Annotated in this window: 35 protein-coding genes; 17 read left to right on the forward strand and 18 right to left on the reverse strand. The window is 45.9% G+C overall.

Annotated features, from left to right (window positions below):
- The first annotated feature begins 29 nt into the window (after positions 1-29).
- The 5 genes from MY052_RS18980 (at position 30) to MY052_RS19000 (ending at position 6,592) form a co-directional block, all read left to right on the forward strand.
- Positions 30-1,682 carry an ATP-binding protein gene (locus tag MY052_RS18980; RefSeq protein ID WP_115074517.1) on the forward strand — a complete coding sequence of 551 codons (1,653 nt, stop codon included), beginning with the start codon at positions 30-32 and terminating at the stop codon, positions 1,680-1,682.
- Positions 1,675-2,373 (forward strand): response regulator, encoded by a 699-nt coding sequence (locus MY052_RS18985; protein WP_115074515.1) that lies wholly within the window; start codon positions 1,675-1,677, stop codon positions 2,371-2,373. The genes MY052_RS18980 and MY052_RS18985 overlap by 8 nt, the downstream gene beginning before the upstream one ends.
- Before the next feature lie 220 nt (positions 2,374-2,593).
- Positions 2,594-3,682 (forward strand): ABC transporter substrate-binding protein, encoded by a 1,089-nt coding sequence (locus MY052_RS18990; protein ID WP_115074513.1) that lies wholly within the window; start codon positions 2,594-2,596, stop codon positions 3,680-3,682.
- Positions 3,683-3,759: 77 nt separating this feature from the next.
- Positions 3,760-5,529 (forward strand): ABC transporter permease, encoded by a 1,770-nt coding sequence (locus MY052_RS18995; protein WP_115074511.1) that lies wholly within the window; start codon positions 3,760-3,762, stop codon positions 5,527-5,529.
- Entirely contained in the window at positions 5,522-6,592 is a 1,071-nt protein-coding gene (locus MY052_RS19000) for an ABC transporter ATP-binding protein (protein WP_248537635.1), read from the forward strand. The genes MY052_RS18995 and MY052_RS19000 overlap by 8 nt, the downstream gene beginning before the upstream one ends.
- Positions 6,593-6,635: 43 nt before the next feature.
- On the opposite strand, the gene MY052_RS19005 is transcribed toward MY052_RS19000, so the two are convergent.
- Both MY052_RS19005 and MY052_RS19010 read right to left on the reverse strand, forming a co-directional pair.
- A complete protein-coding gene (locus tag MY052_RS19005; protein ID WP_248537636.1) occupies positions 6,636-6,953 on the reverse strand; it encodes a putative quinol monooxygenase in 318 nt (105 codons plus the stop codon).
- 95 nt (positions 6,954-7,048) lie between these two features.
- Entirely contained in the window at positions 7,049-7,669 is a 621-nt protein-coding gene (locus tag MY052_RS19010) for a LysE family translocator (RefSeq protein WP_115074505.1), read from the reverse strand.
- A gap of 358 nt (positions 7,670-8,027) precedes the next feature.
- On the opposite strand from MY052_RS19010, the gene MY052_RS19015 reads away from it, so the two are divergent.
- The 3 genes from MY052_RS19015 to MY052_RS19025 all read left to right on the forward strand — a co-directional run bounded on the left by MY052_RS19015 (position 8,028) and on the right by MY052_RS19025 (position 9,478).
- Positions 8,028-8,285: a YjhX family toxin gene (locus MY052_RS19015; RefSeq protein ID WP_004131894.1), complete on the forward strand. Its 258-nt coding sequence runs from the start codon at positions 8,028-8,030 to the stop codon at positions 8,283-8,285.
- Between the two features lie 60 nt (positions 8,286-8,345).
- Entirely contained in the window at positions 8,346-9,092 is a 747-nt protein-coding gene (locus MY052_RS19020; protein ID WP_248537637.1) for an SAM-dependent methyltransferase, read from the forward strand.
- Positions 9,093-9,268: 176 nt separating this feature from the next.
- Positions 9,269-9,478: a zinc ribbon domain-containing protein gene (locus MY052_RS19025; RefSeq protein ID WP_276522981.1), complete on the forward strand. Its 210-nt coding sequence runs from the start codon at positions 9,269-9,271 to the stop codon at positions 9,476-9,478.
- A 217-nt stretch (positions 9,479-9,695) separates the two neighbouring features.
- Here the strand turns inward: MY052_RS19025 and MY052_RS19030 are convergent, their stop codons facing one another.
- From MY052_RS19030 to MY052_RS19040, 3 genes are read right to left on the reverse strand one after another with little or no spacing between them, the layout of a single operon-like run.
- Positions 9,696-10,181, reverse strand: coding sequence for an Hcp family type VI secretion system effector (locus tag MY052_RS19030; RefSeq protein WP_248537638.1), 486 nt, complete (start codon positions 10,179-10,181; stop codon positions 9,696-9,698).
- 18 nt (positions 10,182-10,199) lie between these two features.
- On the reverse strand, positions 10,200-10,532 hold the full coding sequence (locus MY052_RS19035; protein WP_248537639.1) for a DUF1493 family protein: 333 nt from the start codon (positions 10,530-10,532) through the stop codon (positions 10,200-10,202).
- Positions 10,526-10,984, reverse strand: coding sequence for an STM2901 family protein (locus MY052_RS19040; protein ID WP_248537640.1), 459 nt, complete (start codon positions 10,982-10,984; stop codon positions 10,526-10,528). The genes MY052_RS19035 and MY052_RS19040 overlap by 7 nt, the downstream gene beginning before the upstream one ends.
- Positions 10,985-11,396: 412 nt before the next feature.
- Between MY052_RS19040 and MY052_RS19045 the strand changes: the two genes are divergently transcribed.
- Both MY052_RS19045 and MY052_RS19050 read left to right on the forward strand, forming a co-directional pair.
- Entirely contained in the window at positions 11,397-12,599 is a 1,203-nt protein-coding gene (locus tag MY052_RS19045; protein WP_248537641.1) for a site-specific integrase, read from the forward strand.
- Between the two features lie 58 nt (positions 12,600-12,657).
- Positions 12,658-13,017, forward strand: coding sequence for a hypothetical protein (locus tag MY052_RS19050; RefSeq protein WP_097427649.1), 360 nt, complete (start codon positions 12,658-12,660; stop codon positions 13,015-13,017).
- A gap of 25 nt (positions 13,018-13,042) precedes the next feature.
- Here MY052_RS19050 and MY052_RS19055 read toward each other — a convergent pair whose 3' ends face one another.
- Positions 13,043-13,255, reverse strand: a complete 213-nt coding sequence (locus MY052_RS19055; protein ID WP_248537642.1) for a hypothetical protein — start codon at positions 13,253-13,255, stop codon at positions 13,043-13,045.
- 42 nt (positions 13,256-13,297) lie between these two features.
- On the opposite strand from MY052_RS19055, the gene MY052_RS19060 reads away from it, so the two are divergent.
- Genes MY052_RS19060 through MY052_RS19070 form a run of 3 tightly spaced genes read left to right on the forward strand, consistent with a single transcriptional unit; the run spans position 13,298 to position 14,489 of the window.
- A complete protein-coding gene (locus MY052_RS19060; RefSeq protein WP_248537643.1) occupies positions 13,298-13,840 on the forward strand; it encodes a tyrosine-type recombinase/integrase in 543 nt (180 codons plus the stop codon).
- 24 nt (positions 13,841-13,864) lie between these two features.
- A complete protein-coding gene (locus MY052_RS19065; protein WP_248537644.1) occupies positions 13,865-14,284 on the forward strand; it encodes a hypothetical protein in 420 nt (139 codons plus the stop codon).
- 10 nt (positions 14,285-14,294) lie between these two features.
- Positions 14,295-14,489 carry a hypothetical protein gene (locus tag MY052_RS19070; protein WP_248537645.1) on the forward strand — a complete coding sequence of 65 codons (195 nt, stop codon included), beginning with the start codon at positions 14,295-14,297 and terminating at the stop codon, positions 14,487-14,489.
- Here MY052_RS19070 and MY052_RS19075 read toward each other — a convergent pair.
- The 3 genes from MY052_RS19075 to MY052_RS19085 form a co-directional block, all read right to left on the reverse strand.
- The gene (locus MY052_RS19075) at positions 14,476-14,907 is read right to left on the reverse strand and encodes a hypothetical protein (protein ID WP_050870422.1); all 432 of its coding nucleotides are present in this window, start codon (positions 14,905-14,907) and stop codon (positions 14,476-14,478) included. The two genes, MY052_RS19070 and MY052_RS19075, sit on opposite strands and share 14 nt — an antisense overlap.
- Before the next feature lie 3 nt (positions 14,908-14,910).
- A complete protein-coding gene (locus MY052_RS19080; RefSeq protein WP_248537646.1) occupies positions 14,911-15,513 on the reverse strand; it encodes a hypothetical protein in 603 nt (200 codons plus the stop codon).
- Positions 15,514-15,734: 221 nt separating this feature from the next.
- Positions 15,735-16,013, reverse strand: a complete 279-nt coding sequence (locus MY052_RS19085) for a hypothetical protein (protein WP_039695365.1) — start codon at positions 16,011-16,013, stop codon at positions 15,735-15,737.
- 917 nt (positions 16,014-16,930) lie between these two features.
- Between MY052_RS19085 and MY052_RS19090 the strand changes: the two genes are divergently transcribed.
- Both MY052_RS19090 and MY052_RS19095 read left to right on the forward strand, forming a co-directional pair.
- The gene (locus MY052_RS19090) at positions 16,931-17,407 is read left to right on the forward strand and encodes a DUF4231 domain-containing protein (protein WP_103627064.1); all 477 of its coding nucleotides are present in this window, start codon (positions 16,931-16,933) and stop codon (positions 17,405-17,407) included.
- Positions 17,404-17,952, forward strand: a complete 549-nt coding sequence (locus MY052_RS19095) for a hypothetical protein (RefSeq protein WP_248537647.1) — start codon at positions 17,404-17,406, stop codon at positions 17,950-17,952. The genes MY052_RS19090 and MY052_RS19095 overlap by 4 nt, the downstream gene beginning before the upstream one ends.
- Here MY052_RS19095 and MY052_RS19100 read toward each other — a convergent pair.
- A protein-coding gene (locus tag MY052_RS19100; protein WP_248537139.1) for an IS1 family transposase occupies positions 17,887-18,584 on the reverse strand; the annotation gives its coding sequence in 2 pieces (ribosomal slippage) (positions 17,887-18,335 and positions 18,335-18,584; 699 coding nt in all). The two genes, MY052_RS19095 and MY052_RS19100, sit on opposite strands and share 66 nt — an antisense overlap.
- Before the next feature lie 180 nt (positions 18,585-18,764).
- On the opposite strand from MY052_RS19100, the gene MY052_RS19105 reads away from it, so the two are divergent.
- Both MY052_RS19105 and MY052_RS19110 read left to right on the forward strand, forming a co-directional pair.
- Positions 18,765-19,268, forward strand: coding sequence for a nucleoid-associated protein (locus tag MY052_RS19105; RefSeq protein ID WP_248538969.1), 504 nt, complete (start codon positions 18,765-18,767; stop codon positions 19,266-19,268).
- Positions 19,268-20,257, forward strand: a complete 990-nt coding sequence (locus tag MY052_RS19110) for a GTP pyrophosphokinase (RefSeq protein ID WP_021553250.1) — start codon at positions 19,268-19,270, stop codon at positions 20,255-20,257. The genes MY052_RS19105 and MY052_RS19110 overlap by 1 nt, the downstream gene beginning before the upstream one ends.
- A 53-nt stretch (positions 20,258-20,310) precedes the next feature.
- Here the strand turns inward: MY052_RS19110 and MY052_RS19115 are convergent, their stop codons facing one another.
- From MY052_RS19115 to MY052_RS19150, 8 genes are all read right to left on the reverse strand, one after another.
- A complete protein-coding gene (locus tag MY052_RS19115; protein ID WP_248537648.1) occupies positions 20,311-21,786 on the reverse strand; it encodes a relaxase/mobilization nuclease domain-containing protein in 1,476 nt (491 codons plus the stop codon).
- A complete protein-coding gene (locus tag MY052_RS19120) occupies positions 21,767-22,156 on the reverse strand; it encodes a plasmid mobilization protein (RefSeq protein ID WP_103627060.1) in 390 nt (129 codons plus the stop codon). The genes MY052_RS19115 and MY052_RS19120 overlap by 20 nt, the downstream gene beginning before the upstream one ends.
- Positions 22,123-22,416 (reverse strand): hypothetical protein, encoded by a 294-nt coding sequence (locus tag MY052_RS19125; RefSeq protein WP_052945334.1) that lies wholly within the window; start codon positions 22,414-22,416, stop codon positions 22,123-22,125. The genes MY052_RS19120 and MY052_RS19125 overlap by 34 nt, the downstream gene beginning before the upstream one ends.
- 191 nt (positions 22,417-22,607) lie before the next feature.
- Complete coding sequence (locus MY052_RS19130) at positions 22,608-22,790, reverse strand: hypothetical protein (protein ID WP_021553256.1); 183 nt, start codon at positions 22,788-22,790, stop codon at positions 22,608-22,610.
- A 480-nt stretch (positions 22,791-23,270) separates the two neighbouring features.
- Entirely contained in the window at positions 23,271-23,546 is a 276-nt protein-coding gene (locus tag MY052_RS19135) for a hypothetical protein (protein WP_071780659.1), read from the reverse strand.
- 11 nt (positions 23,547-23,557) lie between these two features.
- On the reverse strand, positions 23,558-23,845 hold the full coding sequence (locus MY052_RS19140) for a hypothetical protein (RefSeq protein WP_020231154.1): 288 nt from the start codon (positions 23,843-23,845) through the stop codon (positions 23,558-23,560).
- A gap of 1,288 nt (positions 23,846-25,133) precedes the next feature.
- A complete protein-coding gene (locus MY052_RS19145) occupies positions 25,134-25,409 on the reverse strand; it encodes a hypothetical protein (RefSeq protein ID WP_000711964.1) in 276 nt (91 codons plus the stop codon).
- 122 nt (positions 25,410-25,531) lie between these two features.
- The gene (locus tag MY052_RS19150) at positions 25,532-25,732 is read right to left on the reverse strand and encodes a helix-turn-helix transcriptional regulator (protein ID WP_020231157.1); all 201 of its coding nucleotides are present in this window, start codon (positions 25,730-25,732) and stop codon (positions 25,532-25,534) included.
- Positions 25,733-25,821: the final 89 nt, after the last annotated feature.

Below are 25,821 nucleotides of genomic sequence, written 5' to 3' on the forward strand. Positions count from 1 at the left end.
ATCCTCTCTGCTCTGGCCACGGCGACCGTATGAAGCACAGATTGACCTTTCAGATGAAGCTGTTTCTTTCGCTGCTGGCCTTCTCCTGCCTGCTACTGGCGCTGCTCGGCGCGCTGCTGTTTCACTTTATCGACCGCCAGCTACACCATGATTTAGGGCAGCGGGCGCGGATACAGGCCAGTGAAATTGCGCTGATGCCGGGGTTGGCGCAACTGGTCGAGCAGCGGGATATTCCGGCTATCGCACGGCTCATTCAGCCGCTGCGGGCCGAAAGTGACGCCAGCTACATTGTGGTGGGCGACGCCCGCGAGCAGCACCTTTACCATTCGGAATCACCAGAGCGGCTCAACCTGCCGATGATCGGCGGCGATAACGCCGAAGTACTGCAGGGCAAAACCATTATCTCGATACGCAAAGGCGGGATTGGCGTTTCGCTTCGCAGCAAGGCACCCATTTTTGATAGCCAACATCAGGTGATCGGCATTGTCTCCGTCGGCTATCTCACCTCGTATATCGCCAATATCAACGCCCGCCTGCTGTGGCGTACCGGGCTGTACGGCATTGCTCTGCTGTTGCTGCTGTTTATGTTTTCCTGGGTGCTGGCCCGCACGCTAAAAAAGCAGATGTTCGGCCTCGAGCCGAAAGATATCGCCCAACTGGTGCTGCAACAAAAGGCGCTACTGGAGGCGATGTACGAAGGGGTCTTTGCGGTCAACGCCGATAAACAGCTCATCCTCATCAATCGTGCCGCCCGAGAGATGCTTAACCTTCGCCAGAGTGAGCAGGCGCTGCTCGGCAAGCCGCTGGATGAGGTCATTCAACTGCCTCCGGCCTTTTTTGCGCCGGGTAATACGGCCTATGATAGCCGTCATCACGATCACATCACCGTCCTGAATCATCGGGAAACCATCGTCAACCGCGTCGCCATTGAGGTAGAGCCGGGTACGCAAAGCGGCTGGGTTTTCAGCTTCCGTGACAAAAACGACATTACGACGCTCAGCAGCCAGCTAAGCCAGGTGACCCGCTACGCGGATAACTTGCGCATGATGCGCCACGAGCAGCTTAACTGGACCGCGACGCTGGTTGGCCTGCTGCAAATGCAGCGCTACGACGACGCCCTGCGCTATATCCGGGTGCAGTCGGAAGGCGCTCAGCAGGCGCTGGATTTCCTCTCAACCCAGTTTACCTCCCCGGCGCTGTGCGGCCTGCTGTTGGGTAAATACGTTGGCGCACGAGAAAAAGGCATTACGCTGACGTTCGACCCGGCCTGCCAGCTTTCGCGCCTGCCGCAAGGAATGAGCGAGACGGAGTTGATGTCGGTGATAGGTAATCTGGTCGATAACGCGATTGACGCCACCCTGAACACCCCGGCGCGCAATACGCCGGTCGAAGTGTATATTTCTGACCGCAACCACGAGCTGGTGATTGAGGTCGCCGACCAGGGCGGTGGCGTTGATGAAGCGATGAAGCCGCACATCTTTGAGCAAGGGTTTACCAGTAAGCCCGCCGACGGCAGCGAGTTAACCGGGTCAGAGCACGGTATCGGTCTGTACCTGGTTGCCGGCTACGTGCGCCGGGCGGGCGGCAGCATCGAAATCAGCGATAATTCCCCGCAAGGGACCGTGTTTTCGGTTTTCATCCCATTCCAGCCCCCTCTGGCCGCAGGACTTTCTCATGACTGATATCCGCCCTCTTGAGGTTGTTATTGTTGAAGATGAACCGCATCTGGCGCAGCTGCATCGGGAGTTTATTGAGCAAAACTTCCGTCTTCGTGTGGTGGGGATAGCCAGCACGCTGGCGCAGGCGCATGATCTGATACTCCGCCATCGACCGCGTCTGGTGCTGCTGGACAACTATTTGCCGGACGGCCAGGGCGTCGAGCTTATCGGCAGTCCTCTGCTCAAGCAGTTTGAGTGTTCAGTCATTTTCATTACCGCCGCCAGCGATATGCAGACCTGTAGCCATGCGATGCGCAGCGGGGCCTTTGATTATCTGATAAAGCCGGTGTTCGCCCACCGTCTGCAGGCGTCGCTGGAGCGGTTTATGCTGCTGGAGCATACGCTGCGACAGGTGAAAGTGGTGGATCAGCACGCGCTGGATAAGCTGTTCAATTTGCCTGCTGGGGAGGCTGCGGGGCAGCCGTCGACCAAGGGGATTGAGCCTGCGACGCTGGCGCGGGTGCAAAGGATTTTTTGCGACCATCCGGCGGTGAGTTGGTCGGTTGAGCAGGTGGTCGAGGAGGCGGGGATCAGTAAGACGACGGGGCGTCGGTATCTGGAGTACTGCGTGGAGATTGGGTTTGTTGTGATTGAAATTCAGTATGGGAGTATTGGGCATCCACGGCGGTTGTATCGAAGGGGAGCTCAGGAGTAGCAATTGCTGTATGCCGGATGACGCTTCGCTTATCCGGCATATAACGGCGAGCATTCCGTTCTTTCAAATCCCCACACTCGCGGTTTCTATGGTGTTAATTGCCGAAACAACGCCAACAATCACATTTCCACCAGCCGGTTATCTCCCCCCTATTGCCTCCCTCTCCCCATCCGCTATGTTGACTTTTAGTTCTTCAAACGTAACTAAAAGGTTAATAATAATGTCGAACACTTTCCGTATCTCCCTACTCTCTGCTACCGTTTTCATGTCGTTCTCCGCCCTGTCAGCGCTACCTCAGGGCTATCCGGCCGACTACCAAAAAGTCGTCGATGCCGCCACCAAAGAAGGCAAAGTGGTTATCTACTCCACCACCGACACCAAAGCGGCCGGGCCGCTGATTCAGGGCTTTGAAGCCGCCTACCCGGGCATCAAAGTCGAATACAACGACATGAACAGCACCGAACTGTACAACCGCTTCATCAGCGAGCAAGCCTCCGGCGGCGGCAGCGGTGATGTGGTCTGGAGCTCTTCCATGGACACCGCGATGAAGCTCGCGACCGATTACGCCATGGAGTACGTTTCTGCCGAACAAAAACAGCTGCCGAAATGGGCGGTCTGGCATAACAAGGCCTACGGCACCACCTATGAACCGGTGGTGTTTATCTACAACAAACGCCTGATCCCAGCGGCTGACGTGCCGGACTCACACGCCGCGCTGGCGAAGTTGGTTGCCGGTCAGGTCGATAAATTCAAAAGCAAAGTCACTACCTACGATATCGAAAAATCCGGCGTTGGCTTTATGCTGTCAGTTATGGATTACAAAGCCGATCCTAACTACTTCAAAACGCTGGCCGACGTAGCCAAAGGCGGCTTAGCGGTGCAGTCCTCCACCGGCACGATGATGGAAAGGGTCTCTTCGGGTGAAAACCTGATTGGCTACAACATCCTCGGCTCCTACGCCGAAGCGCGCGCCAAAACTGACCCGTCACTGGGTATCTCCTATCCGAAGGATTACACCCTGGTGCTGTCGCGCGTCTCCTTCATCAGCCAGCAGGCCGAGCACAGCAACGCCGCCAAGCTGTGGATGGACTACGTGCTGTCTGAAAAAGGGCAGAACATTCTGGCAAACCAGGCGGATATCCCGTCTATCCGCAACGATATCGAAGGCAAAAACGACATCGATGGGATGACCAAAATGCTGGGTAACGCGCTGAAGCCAATCCCGGTTGATGAATCATTACTGGAATACCTACAGCCGAAAAAACGCCTGGACTACATCAAACAGTGGCGTGAAGCCGCGGCCAAATAAGCGCCTGAATCACGCGCGCCTTCGCTGGCGCGCTGTGTTCTCGCTTCCTGAATTCGTGTTATCGGATCTCTTCGCTTATGAACGCATTACGTAGAAAGTGGCAGAGCCTGCCGCGCGGCATCGTCGTGCTGATAACCGCGCTGGCAATCTACACGCCGCTGTCGTTTATCGTGATACAAAGCTTCCTGTCCGCGCCGTTTTTCTCCCCGGCAAAGGCCTGGAGCCTTGAATCTTTTGGCTTTATTTTTACCGACCCTGACTTCTATAAGGCGCTGAAAAGCGGGTTTATCCTCGCCTTCGGCCTGGTCATCATCGCCATTCCGCTGGGCGGCATTCTGGCCTTCCTGATGGTGCGTACCGACCTGCCCGGCAGACGGTTGATTGAGCCGCTGATCCTGGTACCTATTTTTGTCTCGCCGATGGTGCTGGCGTTTGGCTACGTGGTCGCCGCTGGCCCGGTGGGCTTTCTGTCACTGTGGACACAATCACTGATTGGCTTCGTGCCGTGGAACATCTACGACATGTCGAGCATCGTGGTGATTGCCGGTCTGACGCACGTGCCACACGCCTACCTCTATATCTCGTCGGCGCTGCGAAGCGTCAGTTCGGACGTGGAAGAGGCCGCGCGTATCTCCGGCGCTTCCCCGCTACAGGTGATGACCTCGGTCAGCCTGCCGATGGTTCGGCCATCGATTCTGTACGCCGTCGTGCTGCTGTTTTTCCTCGGTCTGGAAGTGTTCGGCCTGATGCTGGTGCTGGGCGACCCGGAAGGCAACATGGTGCTAGCGACCTACCTGTACCAGTTAACCAACAAGCTCGGCACGCCGTCGTACCACCTGATGGCGGCAGTCGCCGTGGTGCTTATTTGCCTGACCATTCCGCTGGTGATGCTGCAACGCCGCCTGATGCGTACCGCTAACCGCTTCGTCACGATGAAGGGCAAGGCTTCACAGGCCCGCGCGCTGCCGCTTGGCAAATGGCGCTGGATAGCCGGTGCCGTGGTGGCGTTCTGGCTAACCATCACCATCGGTGTGCCACTGATGGGCGTGGTGCTGCGCGCCTTTATCTCCAACTGGGGCGTAGGCGTTTCGCTGTGGGATGAGCTATCGCTTAGCACCTTCCGCACCATCTGGGAGCAGCCTAACCTGCTGCGCGCCATCGTTAACTCGATGGCGATTGGCGTAATCGGCGGCGCGCTGGCGGTAGGCTGCTATCTGTTTATCGGCATCGCCATGCACCGAAAACCGGATAACACCACCCGCTTCCTCGACTACAGCGTGCTGGTTCCCCGCGCGGTCCCCGGCCTGCTCGCCGGTCTGGCGTTCCTGTGGGTATTCCTGTTCTTACCGATGTGGCTCGATAACGCGCTGAAATCCGGCTGGCTTTCCGGTATGCCATGGTCGCAGTGGCTGCGCGATAACCTGATTGTCTGGCTGCGCGGTCTTCGCAGCACCATGTTCAGCGTCTGGCTGGCCTACACCGTCGTGTGGATGGCCTACGGCCTGCGGCTTATCTCCTCAACGCTGCTGCAGGTGGGGCCAGAGCTGGAAGAAGCCGCGCGCAGCACGGGAGCCTCGCGCGGGCAGATCACCCGCCACGTGACCATTCCGCTATCGCGCTACGGGTTGATTGGTTCCTGGCTTTTGATGTTCCTGATTTTTGAGCGCGAGTACTCAACGGGCGTCTATCTGCTGTCGCCGGGCACGGAGACCATCGGCTCGATGCTGGTTTCTCTGTGGGCGGCGGGCGCTATCGACATTGTTGCCGCGCTGTCGTTTATCAACATTGTGTTGGTGGTGATTGGCCTGGGTATTGCCCTTCGTTTTGGAGTGAAATTACATGATTGAATTATCGGTCGAGAACCTGCACTTAACCTACGGCGATAACCCGGTGTTAAAAGGCGTGACCATGAACCTCAAGCGCGGCGAAGTCGTGTCGCTGCTGGGGCCATCGGGCAGCGGTAAAACGACTCTGCTGCGCGCCGTCGCGGGATTAGAAAAACCGACGCAGGGGTCGATTACTATCGGCAACAACAAGGTTTACGACGGCACCCCGCGTAGCGAAATCCCCGCAGAGGAGCGCAATCTGGGACTGGTGTTCCAGTCCTACGCCCTGTGGCCGCATAAAACCGTGTTTGAGAACGTGGCCTATCCGCTCAAGCTGCGTAAAGTGCCTACGCAGGAGATCAACCAGCGGGTGCAGGGCGTACTGGATCAGCTTGGCCTTGGCCATCTGGGCAAACGCCATCCGCACCAGCTTTCTGGTGGCCAGCAGCAGCGCGTGGCGATTGGCCGCGCGCTGGTCTACAACCCGCCGGTGATTCTGCTCGATGAGCCGCTGTCCAACCTCGACGCCAAGCTGCGCGAAGAGGCTCGCGTGTTCCTGCGCGAGCTTATCATCAAGCTCGGCCTCTCGGCGCTGATGGTGACGCACGATCAGAACGAAGCGATGTCGATTTCCGACCGCATTCTGCTGCTTAACAATGGCAAAATTGAACAACAGGGCACGCCGCAGGAGATGTACGGCTCGCCGAAAACGCTGTTCACCGCCGAATTTATGGGCAGCAACAACCGTCTGCACGGCAAAGTGACTGAAATCCGCGACGGTAAAGCGCGAGTAGAAGGTAGCGGCTGGGCGCTATGGGGCCAGGCCGGAGAAGGCGTGCAGGTGGGCAATGAAGGCACGGCGGTGATCCGCGTCGAGCGCGTGGTGATGGTCGATGGGCCGGGAGATAATCAGCTTGAGCTGCCGTTGGTCACCAGCATGTACCTCGGTGACCGCTGGGAGTACCTGTTCCGTACCTCAGGGGATGATTTTGCCATCCGCGCCTACGGTAACGAGGTGCGCGACCCGCAGCACTGCCACCTGTCGCTGCCGGAAAATCACGTCTGGGTGTTCCCAAAATCCTGATGTTCCAGGGGGCGGCGCTTGCCGCTCCCTTGTCCTTGCTGATTTATAGCGATCTCAGCCGCTGTACGTTCAAACTTTCCAGCTTGCCATCCAGAATCGCCAGAAAATCGTCGTGATAGGACATAGCGACATGCTTTTTCAAATCGTCCTCTGATTTCCAACGCTCAATAAACACGAACGACACTTTGCCTTCGTTTGCCAGCACGCGTACGTCCGCAATCGCCCTGCTTTCGTGAAGATCGTACTGCAGACATCCCGCTTCCTGATGGGTGAGCGGCACCATGGCTTTCGCGGCATGGCGGACGGCGTCGAGGTGTTCGGGGAGAGGCGTGAGTGTGGCTACGATCTTAACTTCGCTCATGAAAGAAGGCCTTGGTTTGAGTGAATGACATCATAAAGCGTAGTTGGGGAGAGACGGTGTAGCCAGAAGATTGCCCCCGTCACTCCCCTGCTTTCTCAGCGTCGGCTCATCGCCAGCTTCGCGGCAAACAGCAGGAACAGGCACCCGGTAGTGCGATCCATCCATTTCACCACAGCAGGCTTTTTCAGCACTCCAGAGGCGTAGCGAGTGGCAGTAATCAGCGTCAGCGACCAGAGCGTGCCGATCAATACGTGGATGGTGACCAACAGGAACGTCCAGCCGATGGGTGAATGCCCGGTCGGGATAAACTGCGGCAAGAAGGAGACGTAAAAGATGCCCATTTTCGGGTTCAGCACGTTCCCCAGCATCCCGCGCAGGAACCAGTTGTTTGACGAGTTCGCTTCCCCTTGATTGAGGCTGAACTGCTGGCGCGGGCGCAAGAGTAGCTGAATACCTAACCAGCAAAGGTATGCCGCCCCGCAATATTTCAGCAGCGTGTAGGCAAACTCAGACACCGCCAGTAAAGCGCCGAGCCCAAAGGCCACCAGCGCGCCCCAGATAAAACATCCCGCATCAATGCCTAACGCAGCATGGAACGCTTTTCGACCACCTTCAACGGTCGCAGTACGGAGGATGAGCGCGGTATCAAGGCCCGGGGTTAAGGTCAGAAGCGTTGCGGCGAGGGTATAGGCAAGGAGTGCATCGGTGACGGACATGTTGTGGCTCCGAAAGAGATGAGGTTACTGGAGGCGGGGTGGTTTTGCAACGGGCAAGATAATAGTGCTCACTGAGGGACAATATCGGTGTTCGCACAGCAAACAGCCAAATAACGTTTTCCGAACCCGGTCACACTTTTCCGCCTTGCGGATACCCCTTCAAAAACGACGTGTTATCATTCACCGCGTAAATACCTTTCAACTCAACCCGAGGCTTTGATGCTGGAGAATGTAATCATCCGATAATCAGCTTCCCGACCTTTTCAGGCCGGACTGGTTATCAATGCGCCGAAATCGAATGCGGACACCGCGGTGTGTTTGCATGTTTTGCACATGATGATTAAACAGGTTTTCCAGTATGAATTTATCCCGTCAGGAACAACGTACCTTACACGTTCTCGCCAAAGGTGGCCGAATCGCGCACGTCCGCGATGCATCAGGCCGCGTCACCGCCGTTGAATGCTACACCCGAGAAGGGCTGTTGCTCACCGACTGCACCCTCGCCACGTTCAAAAAACTCAAAACCAAAAAGCTCATCAAGTCCGTCAACGGTCAGCCCTATCGTATCAACACCACCGGGCTGAATAACGTTCGCGCTCAGCTTGATAACCGCTAAGGAGAGTTTCTATGACAGTACGCCCTTTCACATGCCTAACCCGATAACAGGAATTCACTCATGGATATCCCACGTATTTTTACGATTAGCGAAAGTGAACACCGCATTCATAACCCCTTTACCGCAGAAAAATACGCCACGCTGGGCGGCGTATTGCGCATGAAGCCTGGGACGCGAATCCTTGACCTTGGCAGTGGTTCGGGGGAGATGCTCTGCACCTGGGCCCGCGATCACGGCATTACGGGTACCGGCATCGACATGAGCCCGCTCTTCACCGCGCAGGCAAAGCGGCGTGCGGAAGCACTCGGTGTTAGCAGCCGGGTTCATTTCATTCATAACGACGCCGCCGGATATGTGGCAGGAGAAAAATGTGATGTAGCCGCCTGCGTTGGCGCAACATGGATTGCCGGTGGGTTTTCCGGGACGGTCGAGCTGCTGGCGCAAAGCCTTAAACCGGGCGGGATCATGCTCATCGGCGAACCTTACTGGCGTCTGCGACCAGCATCAGACGAGATAGCTCAGGCCTGTGGCATCAGCTCTCTCGCCGATTTCCTGACGCTCCCGGGGCTTATCAGCGCGTTCGATGACCTCGGCTACGACGTGGTGGAAATGGTCCTGGCCGACCAGGAAGGATGGGACCGGTATGAAGCGGCAAAATGGCTGACCATGCGCCGCTGGCTGGAAGCTAACCCTGACGACGACTTCGCAGCGGAAGTCAGGGCCGAGCTCAACATCTCGCCGAAACGCCACGTCACATACACGCGGGAATACATTGGCTGGGGCGTTTTCGCGCTTATCGCCAGATAACAACAGGTTCCCGGCCTCTCTAACACAGAAGGTTGGGAACACAAGATTTCACCTGAGCGTTGATCTGATGCATCACCTGCACAATACACATTCAGTATGTTTATTAACCAGAATATCACCCTAAGGAGCATCCTATGTCACAACATGAACAGTTCTGCCAGGCTTGCGGCATGCCAATGTCGGCACCCGATGCACACAGTGCCAGTGATAAATATTGCGCGTACTGTAGCGACAGCAACGGTAATCTGAAATCCTGGGAAGAAGCGGTGTCAGGCCTGGCAAGTTTCCTCGATTCCTGGCAGAAAGTCGGCCCGGAAGAAGCGCAAAAGCGGGCAAAACGTTATCTGACGGCAATGCCAGCCTGGGCACATAAAGCGGACGAGTGAAGAGAGAAGCCAAGATGGTTTTGGGGGATTCTCTTCGGTCTACTGGAGTAGCTTATAGGGCTATACACCCTAGTACAAAGGGAAGACAAATACGCCCACAGCGGTGAAGTTGACCAGACAATAAGGCTTCCAGCTATGACGGGTAGCCAACTGAAAGCCCTGCTTGATTACATACCGGCATTGAAAGCATGATCAGAGGGGGCGCAATGCCCCCTTTTTACGCTTGTTTCTTCTCGTTCCAGGCGTCAGAGTGAAGGATGTTACCGTCTTTATACAGATGGGTGATTTTCTCATAGCTCAAGGAAACATCTTCCATGTGGCCCGTACCCGTTGCCGTTCTGGTGTCGTGCATAACAGGGTTATGGCTTACCACTTTCACATTCTCCAACGTGATCGAGTAATAAATCTCTTCTTGTCCACTGTAGTTAATGCGATAGAAATTGAATTCAGCGCTTTTAAGCGTCTGCCCTGTCGCTACAGCTTTGAACAGATACGGCGATGAACTATCAATCTCTTTGGTGAAGTTGAAAGCGCAGTGTTGACGGGGGCCAGTAACTTTACCAGTGAGGGGATCGGTAGGGATAATTACGCCATGCTGTAAGCTACGGAGTTCTATGGTTCCATCACGCCCATGAACATCACACGACCCCATGATTTGCGATCCGCCATCGTCTTTTAAAATCAGGTGTACAGGTACAGCCATTTTTAACGCTCCTTGTAATTAGTCATATAACCATTTCCCGGCTTTGGCTGACTCGATCAGCATACCGATAGTGAAATCTGGAACGGGTACGGGTTCCATTTTCTTGAAAGGGTTCCAAGAGATAGGAATATCGGGGTAATACGTTTCTATCTTGAAACTGCCCCTATCAACCTGGAATTCTTTGAAAAACTCATCCATTAAATCTTCTGCTTCTCCAACATCTAACGTCATATCCGTGTCAAAGTCGGTATCCAGCGTTAACTCTCGTTGCCTCTTTTCGTTATTGAATAAATAAACGCCATCGTAACGCCTTACCAGCGCGAATATCCGTTGTTCAATGTCATCTACCATAGCTTGTCGTTGCCTCGTGCTATGCGGTTATAATCGCGTACAGAGCAGTAAGTGATTTGGCATACGTCAGAGACTAAAATGACTTCACCGATAAGGGGGATTGTTCGCCCAACAAAGGTACTGATTTTCGCAACCATTCGGCGCTCTGCCGTCCACGGCGTATAACCACCTACCCAAGTTGGCAGCTTAATACCAAAAGGGAATTTAGCGGTTTTGAAATACTTCCTCATTGCTTTAGACACTCTGGAAGTACCTTCCTTTGCGCCTTTGGGCTTCTGTCGAGTAGTCTGATTATTCGCGCCGCTGTAAAGCGCAGCCACCGCCACAACATCATCAATCCCGAAATGATTAGCAGTTGTCTCGCAGAAAATCATAAAAAAGAGTCCGGCAGCGGTGAGGTTAGATCTACCTGCATAGAAGTATGTTCCGTTTAGTTCCTCTACTGTATCCATCAGTAACCCTTTACTTTACATAGGTATTGATCGTTAATCGTACACCTACGTAATCAGATAGGGGAAATCTTTCTTCCGAAAAACTTCTGATTTTGGCATAACAAATGCGCATTACTGGAACAGAAAGCACATGCTTCTACAGGTTGGATGCTTCGCCGCAATGCACACTGATAATCGCCAATACATCACACAGGCGTTTAGACGTGTAAAGACAGGATAAAAAGTGACGGGGGAAATTACAGAAGCTTTTGATTTTTTTGAATGGTGCGATAATAGGAGTCGAACCACTTAGCGATTAAAATCGCTGCGACCTTCGCAAGCCATTGATTATTCGAACCGAATGCGCTGCTCCTGAAAGGCAAAACTAACACAACTGATCACAGTTGCCCCTGAATATTAGATCGGGGGAAAGATGAAATACAAGCCTAATGAGTATCTTGTTAAAGAAAACTCTTCGGTGTACTCCGTCAAGGTCACCATCCCGCCTTATATGCGTTCCCTTTTTGGGAATCGAACAGCGTTCATGCGTACCACTGGCACGGCAGATATCAGGGAAGCCCGAATAATCCGCGATAAAGTCATGCACGAATTTTTTGCTATCAGAGACAGGCTCAAGCCAAAACCACAACGTAACAGTGTTGATCGCGTCCTGGTGGAACTTCGTTCTATCAACCAGCATGTAAGCCAAAATGATGGGATCAACTTTGCCACGGCCCGTGTGTGCCCCTCCCTTGTCCAGTTACGTGATGAATTTATCGTTCAGCACAATGATAGTCGCAAGCTGTCCACGCTCAGCAAGTACATTAAGGCGGTGGAGGTCTTCACGGCTCATTTCCGGCGTAAGGATTTCCAGTTGCAGGAAATCAACAGAACGATGGTTACCGATTGGTTAGACAGCGCCAAGCAGGAGAAAGCCAGCCAGACGCTGGCGAATTATCTTGGCTGTCTGTCCCAGCTAGTGGCACAAGCCCAAAACCGCTATCACGACGCGCCGAAGGCCAATGTATTCACGGGCCACAAGCTGGACGTGCGCCATGATCGGGAAAGCTACGAACCCTTTAGCGGTGACGAACTGGCTAAGGTGTATGCGGTGCTTGATGAAGAGATGAAAGCCGTTGCGATGGTGGGAATGTATAGCGGTATGCGCCTTAACGAAATCTGCTCTCTGCAAATCAGCAATATCAAAACCGTTGAGGGGGTATGGTGTTTCGAGGTGACGGAGGGTAAGACACGCAATGCGGCGCGGTTGGTTCCCATTCATAGTAAGCTGGTCGCTCTCGTCAAACAGCTTATCCAGGATAACCACAATGGCTTCTTATTCTACCATGCCAGCATCACAGAACGTGCAGACGGTAAGCGCTCAACGTGGCATACACAGCGATTCACACGAGCTAAACGTAAGGTGTTGGGAGAGAAAGGCATGGAGCGGAAGGTTTTTCACAGCCTGCGGGGGATGTTCATAAGCCAGCTTGATCGGCATGGTATACCAGAGGACAGGATCGCTTTAATAGTGGGCCATGAGCGCGGGAAAACGGAGAGTTTCAGAACCTACAGCAAAGGCGCGGGGATGAAGGAACTATCGGAGTATGTCGAGTTGAACCCCACTCTTTTTTAATAGATTGTTTTTAAAGAAAAAGTAGGGTAAAAAAAATACTTTCACATAGGAGATAAATATGTCTAGCAGTGTCTTTGTCTTAGGTGCATTCCGTGAACTACACGATATCAACGTCTCAACAAATCAAGGCAGGATGTTTATAATAAATATATTTAAAGAGAATAATGGATTCTCAGGTGATATAGCAATATTAGATAAATTATCTAACAATAGCTCATACTATGTGATATCTAATTTACTGCCTAGTGCTTCTGATATTTTCTCCTCGGGCATTGATGCAGTGCTAACTTACTTATCACAATATAATGACAAAATCAACGATATACACAACCCTTGCAATACCCCATTTATAAATTCCCAAGCCCAAAATACAATCATTCAGAATAAAGGCCTCAACCTGACAGTCAGGGTTAATTAAAATATAGTCGGGATTAACCCGGTTCTTAAGTTTTCAGTTTTCGTTGTCGCTGTAGGTTGAGGTAATGCTTGATAGCAGAATCGAACCCGTAGGCCTGAATGCGGTCAAGTAGACTGGAACGACTGCACCCAAGCCGACGCGCCAGCGCTGACATGTTGATGATGGCATCATCGTTTGTGCCGTCTAAAATCCACTGCATCAGCGGCAGATTGCCAGTCCCGATTAAAGCTAGTTTCATGTTGTGTATCTCCTTTCCTTTGCCTCGCCAGCAGCGGGGGCAATGCGCCCCCAATCACTGCTTAGTGGTTCTTACGCTGCGTTACGCCAGCATAACAGCAGCCCGATCTATGGCGATTTGTGGGTGTTCCTGAACCAGACAGCGTCGCGAGTTGGTGACGCTCTCAGGTTGCGTTATACCGACTTTAATCACATCGAAGGGAATGTGTTGAAACTAAAGGAACAGAAGACAGGGAAAATTCGCTCGATCATGCTGACTACGAAGGCGCTCGAACTGGTTGCACAACGCCGTGCTGATAATCCTGGCCATGAATACCTATTCGAAGTGGACAGCAACCGGGCCAAAGGGAAACCGATCAGCCGGGTGACGGTCTCGGCCAAATTCAAAGAAGCCGGGGATATGCTCAATTTGCACATTGCGGCGCACAGTCCACGCAAGAACCTTGGCTATCACGCTATAAAACGTGGGGTAAGTCTGCCAACGCTCACGAAGCTGTACGGGCATTCATCACAAGCGGTCACGCTGGCATACTGTGGGATCATGGATCGTGATGTCGAGAACGTATATAACGGGATCGACTACTAATACCGATGTTAAAGGAGATAATTAGTGGGTGAATTTATAGTAAATATATTGAAAAGCGACTTCTTTATAAACTTGTTGATGAGCCTTGCCACAGGCGGCTACATGGGTATTGTAGTATCAAAAGCTGTCGCCTTTTCTAACATTAAAAAGGAAGCGTTACGCATCGTTCGAACCATTGATACACTTGGACCAAATGGTGCAGTATTTCATAAAACTGAGAATGTCACGACCTTGCTTCTATTAGGCTCTGAACTTCTGGGTCTTAAACATAAAAAGGCAGCAGGCATTATCAACGATGTTTTTATCGATATTAACAAGGAGATCTTCAGTCCTTCCTTAGATTCATCTATCAGGGATGAAATCCTCGCTAATGCTCAAAAAAACATCAGGAACTTACCTGCCAGTAAGCTTGTTCTCTTCAATCCTTTTGACTTCAGTTTATAAGGTTTAAAAAATGAAAAAGATTTTACTTTGTGCGCTGGCACTGCTGCCATTGGCGGCTCATGCTTTGACAGTTACTTTGATACTTCAGGATGTAATCGAAGCGGCAGACGGTAAGATCTGCGTGTATGGTGACCATTTACGAACCGAAACTATCAAGATCCGTAATGGTCAGTGCAGCCATACGAAAATTTTCATGATCGATTGAACGTCGTTTTGCAAACTCTGCAATACCAATTTGGCATCGCAACAGTGGAGCCAAGACCAGCATATGCTCTTTCACGAGATACCATATGTATTTTTTTATTCTCGTTTTCATAGCATTTGGGACAGAAAGCTGTAGTATCACCTTCAGCCCAAAACACCCCATGATGGAAAGTGAATGCTGTTTTATCCTTCAGTTGCTCTTCAAGCTGCTTGTTCTTTTGTTCAGCATCAAATAGTAGCGCTTGGGTTGTGATAACTTCCATCTTGACACTGGCAAGCTCGGACATGAGATTTGCAAGCTCAAGCTTGAGTGTTGCCTTATCAAGTTCACCGCTATCATCAGCGAGCTTCTTCGCGATACCAACAGCTTTATCAATTATTCCTACAGCAGCAGCAGTGCTTGCTAACATTCCAGACATTAATCATTCCTTTCGTATAAATAATCTATCGTAATCCTCATCATTTCTAATTTTATTTCTATTGAGTGTATCAATGATGATTGAATCTTCAGGGAGCGGGAGTCCTGCCAGCGTTCGTAAACTGGATGAAACGTTATAAAAATAAATCGCAAGGTCTGTCAATTCCTTGGCACGTATTGTTGTAGGATAATCATCGTTTAAATGTTCATCAAATTCTTTCCATTCCTTAGCGAAGCGTTGCCTTGCATTGTTAACTTTTGTGGGAAGTGTAAAAATTTCATGCATTAATTTCACAGGTAACAACTTCCAATCGATGCCTTCGAAATTCCCAAGGTTAAACTCTGGAAATTCAATGCGATAACCTCTGAACAACGAACCTGAGCACCTACCTTCATCTTCATCATAATACTCGCGCCCATCATCTTCTGAACACTCCAAGCACAGTGCAACATAACGCTCTAGTTTATAAGTCAGTTTTAGGGCTAACACTTCTAAATCTTTTTTATTCTTCGAACGGTTCTTACGCCAATCCGTAAACCAGGCGAAGCCTCCTGTGATGATTGCACCTACAACCGTACCAATAAGACCAGCATAACTATCTGACATAAGCGCCCCTGTTTTTTTCGCATAGTACATCATAAGCCCCGTTGGTGGTAAGACAATAAGCGGAGCTGTCAGCCGACAGCATCAGGGTTATGTCAGACTGTGGAATTTATCATGATCATGTACCTGAAGGAGCGAGAACGTAGCTACTTGGAACGGGTTTGAATATAGGCAGAAGTTCCCGAGGAGCGCTCCTGCCCAAGTGTGAAGACTTTTAGTGATGGTTAACTATCGACTTCAACTAAGTCAAAAACTGTACCATCATTTCTTGTAAAGGTTCTTTTCTCAAAATCGACATCAAAACCAATATTCTTGACTTGTGATTCCAAAAGGGTCTTTCCGTCTTGTTTTTGGATATTAACGGTCGTAATGTCCATAGATATCTTCCCATCTACGATCGGGTAGACGAAATTCCAACGCCGGGTTTCAAATGCCCCCTCTTCTACATATCCGTAAACTATGCCTTCTCGTTTAACTTCGAAACGTTTCATATTATCAGACATTTATTCACTCCTTGCTGTGTCAAAGTAACCTTCAGACTAGAGCATAAACATTAAAAATCAAGGCAATAGAAACCATAAAGCCCCGTTAGTGGTAAGGAGACAAGCAGAGCGTAGCGACTTCATCAATGTTCAGAAGGATCACACCTTATCAGGGTGCTCGTGTACCGTTAGGAGCGTGAGCGAAGCGCTGGCAGAGCCGGATCTGTAGCTACCGGGGCATTATCACTATTCACCTGTTTACGCAGCCGTAAGGCCGCACATCGGGCTTAAATGCGTGTGATCAATCTGTTTCGGGAGGATTTAGAGACGTTGGCAGCGTCATCAGCTTCGAGTTGATAGCGGTTCGTGTGGACTGTTCGCGCCTTGTACCTGTTCGAGCTTTACAACTACAGGCCGCTACGTGCTAACATCCCTGAATAGCCACTGTTAACCATAGCGGCAACTGTTGGTCATAGAATCCCTTAAAAAAAGATCGTAGCTTGAGAGCTAAATACTCCGCAAGTTATTGTTTTTAATGGGATTTGTTGTGTTGGTGCGATAATAGGATTCAAACAAGGAAGGCATATCATTGATTCTACATGGGAATGTTTCATTTCATCTTTTATATACCCCCAAAAATACCCCCATTAATCTAGTTGTCTTGTCTGCGGGAAATCAACCTGAACTTTAGACTAACGTGGATTCCATATGCCATCCTAAGGAAACACATTCGCAAATAGTAATGCTTGGTTACTATATTCATTTGTATTATTGCCACATCAACCATTAGTTCTATTGAAAAGAGCAACTCTAAGAAAAACATACAGAATAGTGAAGTTCGAGACAAAATAATATGAAAAGAATTGACATTTTCAATCAAATCAATAAATTGCTCTATAACTTAGATAAATATACTTTCATTTTTCTGGTTAGACTACATGACAAGCAATACAGCAAGAACCATACTTATGGACATGGTTGACACCAAAATAACCACCATCAAAGCTAAATGCAGAAGAAATAAGCGTTTTTTTCAATTTTTTACAGCTGGTTCTATAATTTTAAGTGCATCGATTACCGTTGTAGTTGGTTTAGAATGGCCTAATCATGCTGCTATTCAAAAGAATATTGCACTTATAATGGGTGTATTATTAACTCTCATTAATGGTTGGGTAGCTATTTTTGATTTTAAAAAACTTTGGATGAGACAAAAAAATACACTTTTTGGTTTATATCTTATAGATAACGAATTAAAAATCCTCACTGATAGCGATGAAGATAAGTTGAGAGTTAAAGAACTTTTCAATGCTTATCAAGCAGTTTGGGAAAAAGACGGCAGTGAGTGGGCAAATATTTTCAGTTCCGACATTGAATCATCGAAAATAACACAAAATATCAAAGAGTTGCAATCATGAACTTCGTGCATTTAAAAGTTGATAAAATAGCTATTCATCAGATCTTTCCAAGAGGTGAAGATGGGAAGGAAGTATTACCGGGCAAAGGCACGGAGTTAATAAATTTTGATGAAGATGCTTTGAGCGATTTTAAACAAAGAATTTATAACTCTCTTGGGCATGATTCTTCTGCTGTGGAAATGGTGATAACAAACGAAAAGACAGAAAGCACTCCGTTTTACGTAAATATTCTACATGGTTGTAATGATGTGGAATTTATAAATAACAGTTATGAAATTGCTAAAAATTTATCAAAAGCACAAACACGTAGAGGCATGTCCGGAGGTATACTTGTTGTTTTCAGCGCCACCTATCAATATAACAAGCTTCCTTTTGTAGGCATTATCAAAGCTGACTTATACAGTGGATACGAAAAATGGCAAGATAAAAAAACAGGCATTATTTCTTTAAAACATGTAAAAGAGGGTAATGACTCCAACTTACTGATAGTGTTTTATGTTCAGATAATGCCCGATGACCTTGTCATGCAGCTCCAGCGATTTTGAGAACGACAGTGACTTCCGTCCCAGCCTTGCCAGATGTTGTCTCAGATTCAGGTTATGTCGCTCAATGCGCTGAGTGTAACGCTTGCTGATAACGTGCAGCTTTCCCTTCAGGCGTGATTCATAAAGCGGCCAGCCATCCGTCATCCATACCACCACATCAAAGACCGACAGCAGCTCCAGAAGACGCTCCAGTGTGGCCAGAGTACGCTCACCAAAGACGTGTGCCACCACCGTCCTGCGCATCCTGTCATAGGCGTAAAATAACCAGCGCTGACATGATTTAGCCCCGACGTAGCCCCACTGTTCGTCCATTTCCGCGCAGACAATGACGTCACTGCCCGGTTGTATGCGCGATGTTACCGGCTCCGGCCTGAGTTTTTTAAGTGCCGTAAAATCGTGTTGAGGCCAACGCCCATAATGCGGGCACTGGCACGGCACCCAACCCCATTCATAGCCATATCAATGATTTTCTGATGTGTACCGGGTTGAGAGGCGGTGTAAGTGAAGCTGATTTGCCATGTTTTACGGCAGTGAGAGCAGAGATAGCGCTGATGTCCGGCAGTGCTTTTACCGTTACGCACGACGCCTTCGGTAGCTGAACAAGTGGGACATCTGATGGAAATGGAAGCCACGCAAGCACCTTAAAATCACCATCATACACTAAATCAGTAAGTTGGCAGCATTACCTAAAAGAGCTACTACTTACGCCTTCAACCAAGCTTTATAAGTCTGCCGGATTTTTTAAACGTGAAAACGTAAAAAATGATAGCACCTTAAGTGAACAATGGGCCGTACATATTTCTGATTATCAGATTGATAAATCTGACGGTAAAGCTGCGGCTCAGTATTTTTATCAAACTTTCCTCGGTTGTGATTACCCAGCAACCAGTGCCAGAACAACAAAACGTTATTTTGAAATAGCATGTGATTTTATAAATCAAATGGATATTGATGAAGAAGAGCGAACCCACTTACACAACGTCTTATACGCAGACCTAAAAGCAGGTAAATCACAAAAAGTTGATCCTATGGCATTTGCTGGCTCATATATGTCAACAGCAGATGTAGATAATTTTAGGAACTATTTAGACGATTATGATTTTCCGGTTGGTCCATTCATAAAAGATACGCAGTATATCTCTAGCAAATTAAAGAATAGGCGTTTAAAATTTAGTAAAAACATTCGAATCAGCGCACCATCAGAAATCTTTGAAGAGTTTGTTTCTATTGAAACTGTAGAGGGTGAAGCAGGTCAAGATGGTTATAGACCAACTTGGACAAAAATTCTTGTTAAAGACAGAATAGTAGATCAATAATGACTGAGACTGAATTCCTCAAGCAATGGCATTCCGAGAAGGCGATGTATGGCGCTTGGGGTCAGTATATTGTTAATTCTATATCAGAAGCGCTTATCAAATCTCTTAAGGTAGATCTTAAGAATTATCTTAAAATACCAGTAAATCACAGAGTTAAAGATGATGGGTCTTTAGTTGATAAAGCCTTATATCGTAATAAAGCGTACAAAAATCCTTATAATGATATTGAAGATAAGGTAGGTGTTCGCTTTGTCGTAATGCTCCAAACTGACGTTGAAAAAGTATGCGAGGTTATTAAACAAGTTGCCGTTCAAGAAGGTTGGGATGCTACGCAGTGTAGAAACTATAATGAGGAGCGTAGAGAATCGCCAATGCTCTTCACCTATCAATCTCATCATTTTATCATCCGAAATAAAAGAGCATTTACACATGGAGGTATTCTCATTCATGAAAACACCCCTTGTGAGGTTCAGGTACGGTCTCTGCTTCAGCATGCATATGCTGAATTAACCCATGATGCCATTTACAAGAAAAAAACAATTATAGAACCTGATGTTGTTCGTACCGTTGCTAAAACAATGGCTTTTATCGAAACGGCAGATGAATTCTTTCAAAAGGTTGTGGATAGAACTGAGTCGGAAAATATACTCAAAAATGAGTCATTTTTGGATACTCTCTTTGAACAAATAACAGGCGTACAACCTATAAAACAAAACTCATCTGTTATTATATATGATACCTTTGAGCATATTATTAATGACAACTTTGAAGAGGAGATGATTAAGTTTATTGGGAAGAATCCCCAACTTGGCGAAACTATTAAGGAAAAAATGGCTACCAATAAATTTTATCAACAGAGCGTTGTTTTATTTGTTTATTGGTTAATTCGAAGGAGAAAAAGCACCCTTGAATCTGAATGGCCATTACCATGGGATATAGTTAGTGATATGGCAATGGATATTGGCGTCGCGCTTAGTAGGGTGACTTAATTACTTCAAAGATGACTAATGCCGCAAATGTGTTTTTAACGCAAATCCTTTATTTACCATAGTTTAAATCCACCGTAGTATAGATTCTGTTCGTCTTTCTGTTGCGTTTTAGTTTGTTCTTTCTTGAGATTTTCTTTTAGTTTCGATTTGAATCTATTTTCATAATAAAAAGAATAAGATGTTTTTTTCTTTATTTCTTCTTTCATGGTCTTCTCTTTATTTTTAGACTGAATAACTGATTTTTTTATTCCCAGCCTATATCTCATCTCTTCGAGCTTAGTTGCTCTGCTATTGACACGGCTACCGCTCTTGAGTCTAAATTTATTTGTGGCTGCGTTTGCTGTTTCTGCATGATCAAGTATCCTACCAATAGAACCGCTGCTAAGTTTAGAACCCCTACTATTGAAGATACTTTTATTATAAGTTTTGATTGGTTCTTTATGGTATTGTTTTTTAACTCTGTTGAGTACTTGTGCAGCTTTTTGTGTTGTTCTTCTAACTTTTGGGTTTGTTGGTCTATTGTATTTTTCGCTGAGTTTAAAGCGGTTGTTGTTGCCTCTAATGAGTTGTTCACTCTTGTTAGTGTCTGTTGTGTCTGGTTTAAAGCTGTGCTGACTGACTCCGATAATATCATCATCGTTTCTGATAATGGTTCTATCGTCATTGATATTTGGTTCAACAAATGATCGTCTAATACTATTTTCGTCATATGTTTTTCTTGCTGCGAATCTTCTAATGAGTTCATCATCTCTATTTTTGTCATATTTCACCTTGTTTTTTATAGTGTTCCAACTGAATTTTTTACCAAGAGATGACCCCTTGAAGAAAATATTTTTTTCATTATTTTTGATACCAAATGATACTCCGGCGACGTTGCCATTAGAAGCAACGTTAAATGCCGGCTCGATGCCTACAGCCTGCAGACGTTCCAAGAACGTAGACAAATCAGGCTTACCGACTAAAGCCGCTTGTAGTGCGTTCTGTAGCACTAAACGGGCTGGTTTCTCACCTGTCCTCAAGGCTTGCTCGATCTCTGCTTTGGTTGGTGCTGATACGTCTGATTTTTGGCCTTTGAGACTTTGTGTAATGGTTAAGCTGTGCTTTACTTCTAAACGTTCACAAGCTGCTATTGTATTAAATGCTGAGTGCTGACCGTGCCATACAGAACCATCTAAGCCAACCCTATTTGCTACAATATGAATATGGTCTTGCTCTGTATCTTTATGGCGCACACAAATATATTGATGTTTTTCTATATCGATATTCATTTCTTTCAAATAGTCTTTTGCTATCTCCTGCCATTTTTCATCTGTTAATTTTTCATCTTTTGGAAGAGATAAAAACGCATGAAACACTGGTTTTTTTATATCTTGCCTAAAACTGCTTACAGTTTTAAACTCATCAGTTAAATCACTAAAATTATTATAATCACTTGCCATATTGCTACAAATGAAATCATGATCATCTTTTAATATATATTTAACTCTGTTTTTAAAAGATTTACCTGATTTAGCTACGTATCCCTTCATAATTTAGATCCTTGTTTATTTCTAATATCCTTCTGCTAACTTGCTTTATATTAAACATAAGTTTATCAACTTCATTTTTTTCAAAATACTCATTAACATTTAGTTTCTTTGTTGCTTGGTTTATATTATTGCCTATGGCTGACAATTGTATATAAGTCTTCTGATTTACTTCCGGCATTTTTCTTTTTACCACCGGTTCAGCTTTTAATATTTCTCTTCTTATATAATGGCCTCGTTCAAGGCCGGATGCTTCAACCAATGATTTTAAATATTCGAACTCTTCTTTGTTTACTCTGAACTGTATCGATATGTCTCGGCGTTCGTCAGCATTTAAATTTATACGCCCTCGTTTTCTGTCTGTTGTTGGCATTTTCTATTCCTCATAATAATGTAATCATCTGTTGCTCTTATGTAGTCGTTATCATTTTCAATAATTAATGCTTCAATAAGCTCATCAGCTTTATTCTCTTGTATGTATCTATGAGCCACAAAATAACATAAATCTCGCTCATCAATATTGATTTCATTAAATGGTATATCTTTGTTTTGTTCTATGTAATAAAAAAATCTTGCCAGTATTTCGAGCTTATATTCTATAGTCATACTATTCATTAAGTTTTCTACATTCATGTTCTATTATTCCTTTTATATTTTATGAGAGCTTTTTTATCGATTATTTTTCTAACATCTGATATTGCTTGTTTTGCTTCGCTTGAAGAGTTTGTTTTACCAGTACAGCTACGGATCATAAAACCTCCCAACATAATACAAAGTATTACCATGGCTACAGACATAAGCATCATATTTATTTATCCTCTTCTTTAATAATCATCACGATCAACATCTAACTTTGACTCTATTTTAAAAAGCCTTCGTTTTAATGATATAATATCATCGTCTTTATTCTTTGCTTCTGTTATTGAATTTGATATAGCAGTAAATAGAGATAAAACAATAATACCAATACCGATCACCGACCAAATAACACAAACTAACGTTATCATATATAACCCCTTATTTTATTATTAACGTAAACGTAAACGTAAAGCTATCAGCTTTACCGCTTCCCCTTGATAGGGGAATAAGCGGAAGGGTAGATCTTTTAACAACCCTCCGAACGAAGTGAGAGGGGGCAATCCGAAGGATTGGGTATAATACCGGCTACGGGATTACACCTTGCCTCAGTTTCCGAAAGCTAAAAAATAAAAGCTGAACTCAACTTATATTTAAATAAATAACCGTTCTAAAAAACTAGTCAATAGCGGCTACATAAATAAATACACTGCACGATAAATAAAATGCAAATAAAAATAGGGTAAATAATATATTGTCTTTATGACAACTTTGGGGGGGGAATCGTCAAGGGCTAAATCGTGGGGTCCCGCTTGCGGGTTCCGATTTAGTGCTTGATGATATAGAGGAGGAAATAAAATTTATATGGGTGATGGTTCGACACTTCGAGCCATCACCTTGGAGGACGTATTTTACATTCTCCTTCTGAAAGAAATCCTGTCAGAAAAAACCAACTTGCTAATAATAAACCCAACAATCGCAATGACAAATAAACTAATATTACCAGCCATTATTCCTGAACTCATGCCGATCAAAACTGATAATATTAAGGTGCTGAATACTATTAAAAATACACACCAACCCGGCGGAGCACCGTATAATACAGTTGCTTGACATCCAGTGCATACGTGAACCCCTTTCTGACTTTCTTTTAGACAGTATGGGCATTGAATGGTATTATTTTCCATTTCCTATTCCTCTAATCTTTCTTAAAAACCGCACCTTGGTAAACAACTCCATCTTTGACTTTTTCGATTTTAAAAGTCCAAGATCCGAGATTTTTGTTTTGCGTTTTGGCGATATAGATGGGTTTCTTGCTTTCATCCCAGCTTTTAACGGTAAAAACACCATCGCGAAACTTGATCACATCTTTCTGAATATCAAGCCTGACGCCGAACTGTTGATTAACATAGTTGCCATAGATGCCATCATCGCCACACCCTGCTAGCAGGACGGCAAGACCTGCCACTAACATAAATTTCCGCATACCTTTTCCTTCACCAATAGCACAGATCTACGATTGACCTGTAAACGCCTTAGGATTCAATTATTTTCATGTCTAGTCATATCGTTTGTACCGATCGAAAAAATAAGCAATAATAGATAAAAACTATCAAAATAGAATAACCGATCGTTTAAATCAATTAATAACGATCGATTTAGTGCCTTTTGATTGTTAAAACCTATCAATATTAATATATCGATCTTTTATACCGATCTATTTCTGTTAAGGATTTGGATCTTGAACGGACAACAGCGGGAAAAGTTCTATGGTGGGATATCTGGAACGAGACTTTTTTTATATTTTTTAGATATATTTTCCTTTTTACTTTATTAGCCCTCGTTTTATAGTTTTTTTGATCTAGCTCTGCTTTATATTTTATTAGTGCCATATAAAACAAGGCACCTTTACTATAAATAAACTTAGCTTTACTGAGAGCTATATACTGCCTTGTGTTCGCCCCCGAAAATGGGACTTCACCCAAGGCTTCGCCTCCTGAAATTTTCAACTTATTTTGTTGAAAATCTATCAAGATTGGCGAAAACCAAGATGAAAAATATGACTTCACCCAAGTTGATCTGGCTTAAAGCTCTACATCGTTTCCAATGTAGGACACCCTACGACACCCCCAGATTCGTTCATGCAGATTAATGTATTGTTATCCCCTATTTATGCTTTCAACAAAGGTAGGGCTTTCTCATAGCTATTCCATATACAACTTCACTTATCTGTTTAGAACTTCGCTTCGGGTTGGTATTACGTCGCTTCCCCTTCTATACCTACAATCAACAAAACATACGGACATCTCTCATTAGCGACTCGCGCTCAATTGCTCCACATATGCAGACCTGATACAAAGGTTTATAATTTGATTGCTTTTGAGGACATTAAAGATTCTGGAAATGGTATTCAAAAGACTTGTAAAAAGCTCAGATTTAGATTTGACAAATATGAAAAGATTATTTAATACTTTATTATATTTGTAATCACGTTAATCCTCTAACTGATTACAAGACTTAAAAAAGTCAGCGAAAACTTTTTTAGTCCTTAAAAAGTCAGATTTAACATCTGGCTTTTTTTGTATCTTTACTTTTTATAGATCTTATATTTTAATAGTCAATAGGAAGATAGGAGATATTTCACAAAATCATTTTGGTTAACGATAGCAGACTTAATAAAGGTCAGATATATATCTGACCTTTTGCTTAAGATATCAATATTATTCATATAAAATCTCTAAACGCTATACAATCCATTTTGATATGTTTTATTTTCACATATAACAAATCATAATGGCCTCTGTATGCATACACATTATATTTATTCTAACCTCTTCAAAATCTATGTATCTATGCTGACTTTGATCAATACTCTTCTTCGTTTTTTCAATAATATCATCGTAAACGGTTTCCATATAATATTTATCAGTAAATAGATCGAATACTTCATTAGCAGGCTTCGCAAGCACTTTCTTGGTAAAGCGAGAGTATTCTAACAATGCTGTAAGTTCTGCTGAGTTCTGACTATTACATTTATTTTCTTTTTTCATTTTTGGTTCCTTATTTAATCGTTAAGTAAATATCCCCCTACACTTTCATGTATTATTTAAAAGGGATTGTTGTATTTTATAAATATATGTTTATATTGCTTTCACATACTACCCATATATTATTATGCAGCTGTATTACGTGATGAATAGATCAGTTGTTCAATCCATTCATCAATCTCACTTTCAACAAAGGCACTGGCTCTTATTCCAATCTTAATCGGCTTAGGGAAATCCCCCTTACTAATAAGTCTATAGATCCATGCTTTGCTAAATCCTGTTTTATTGATCACTTCCGGCATGCGAATAAGTTTTTTTGTTGTCATATATTTCTCCGTTGTTGTTTTGATGAATGTAGTATCTTCAGATCGCTTATGACGTTCAACCCTCGGAAAATCAGAATTGAACTCGAATT

Source organism: Kluyvera ascorbata, from assembly GCF_023195735.1.
GTDB lineage: Bacteria > Pseudomonadota > Gammaproteobacteria > Enterobacterales > Enterobacteriaceae > Kluyvera > Kluyvera ascorbata.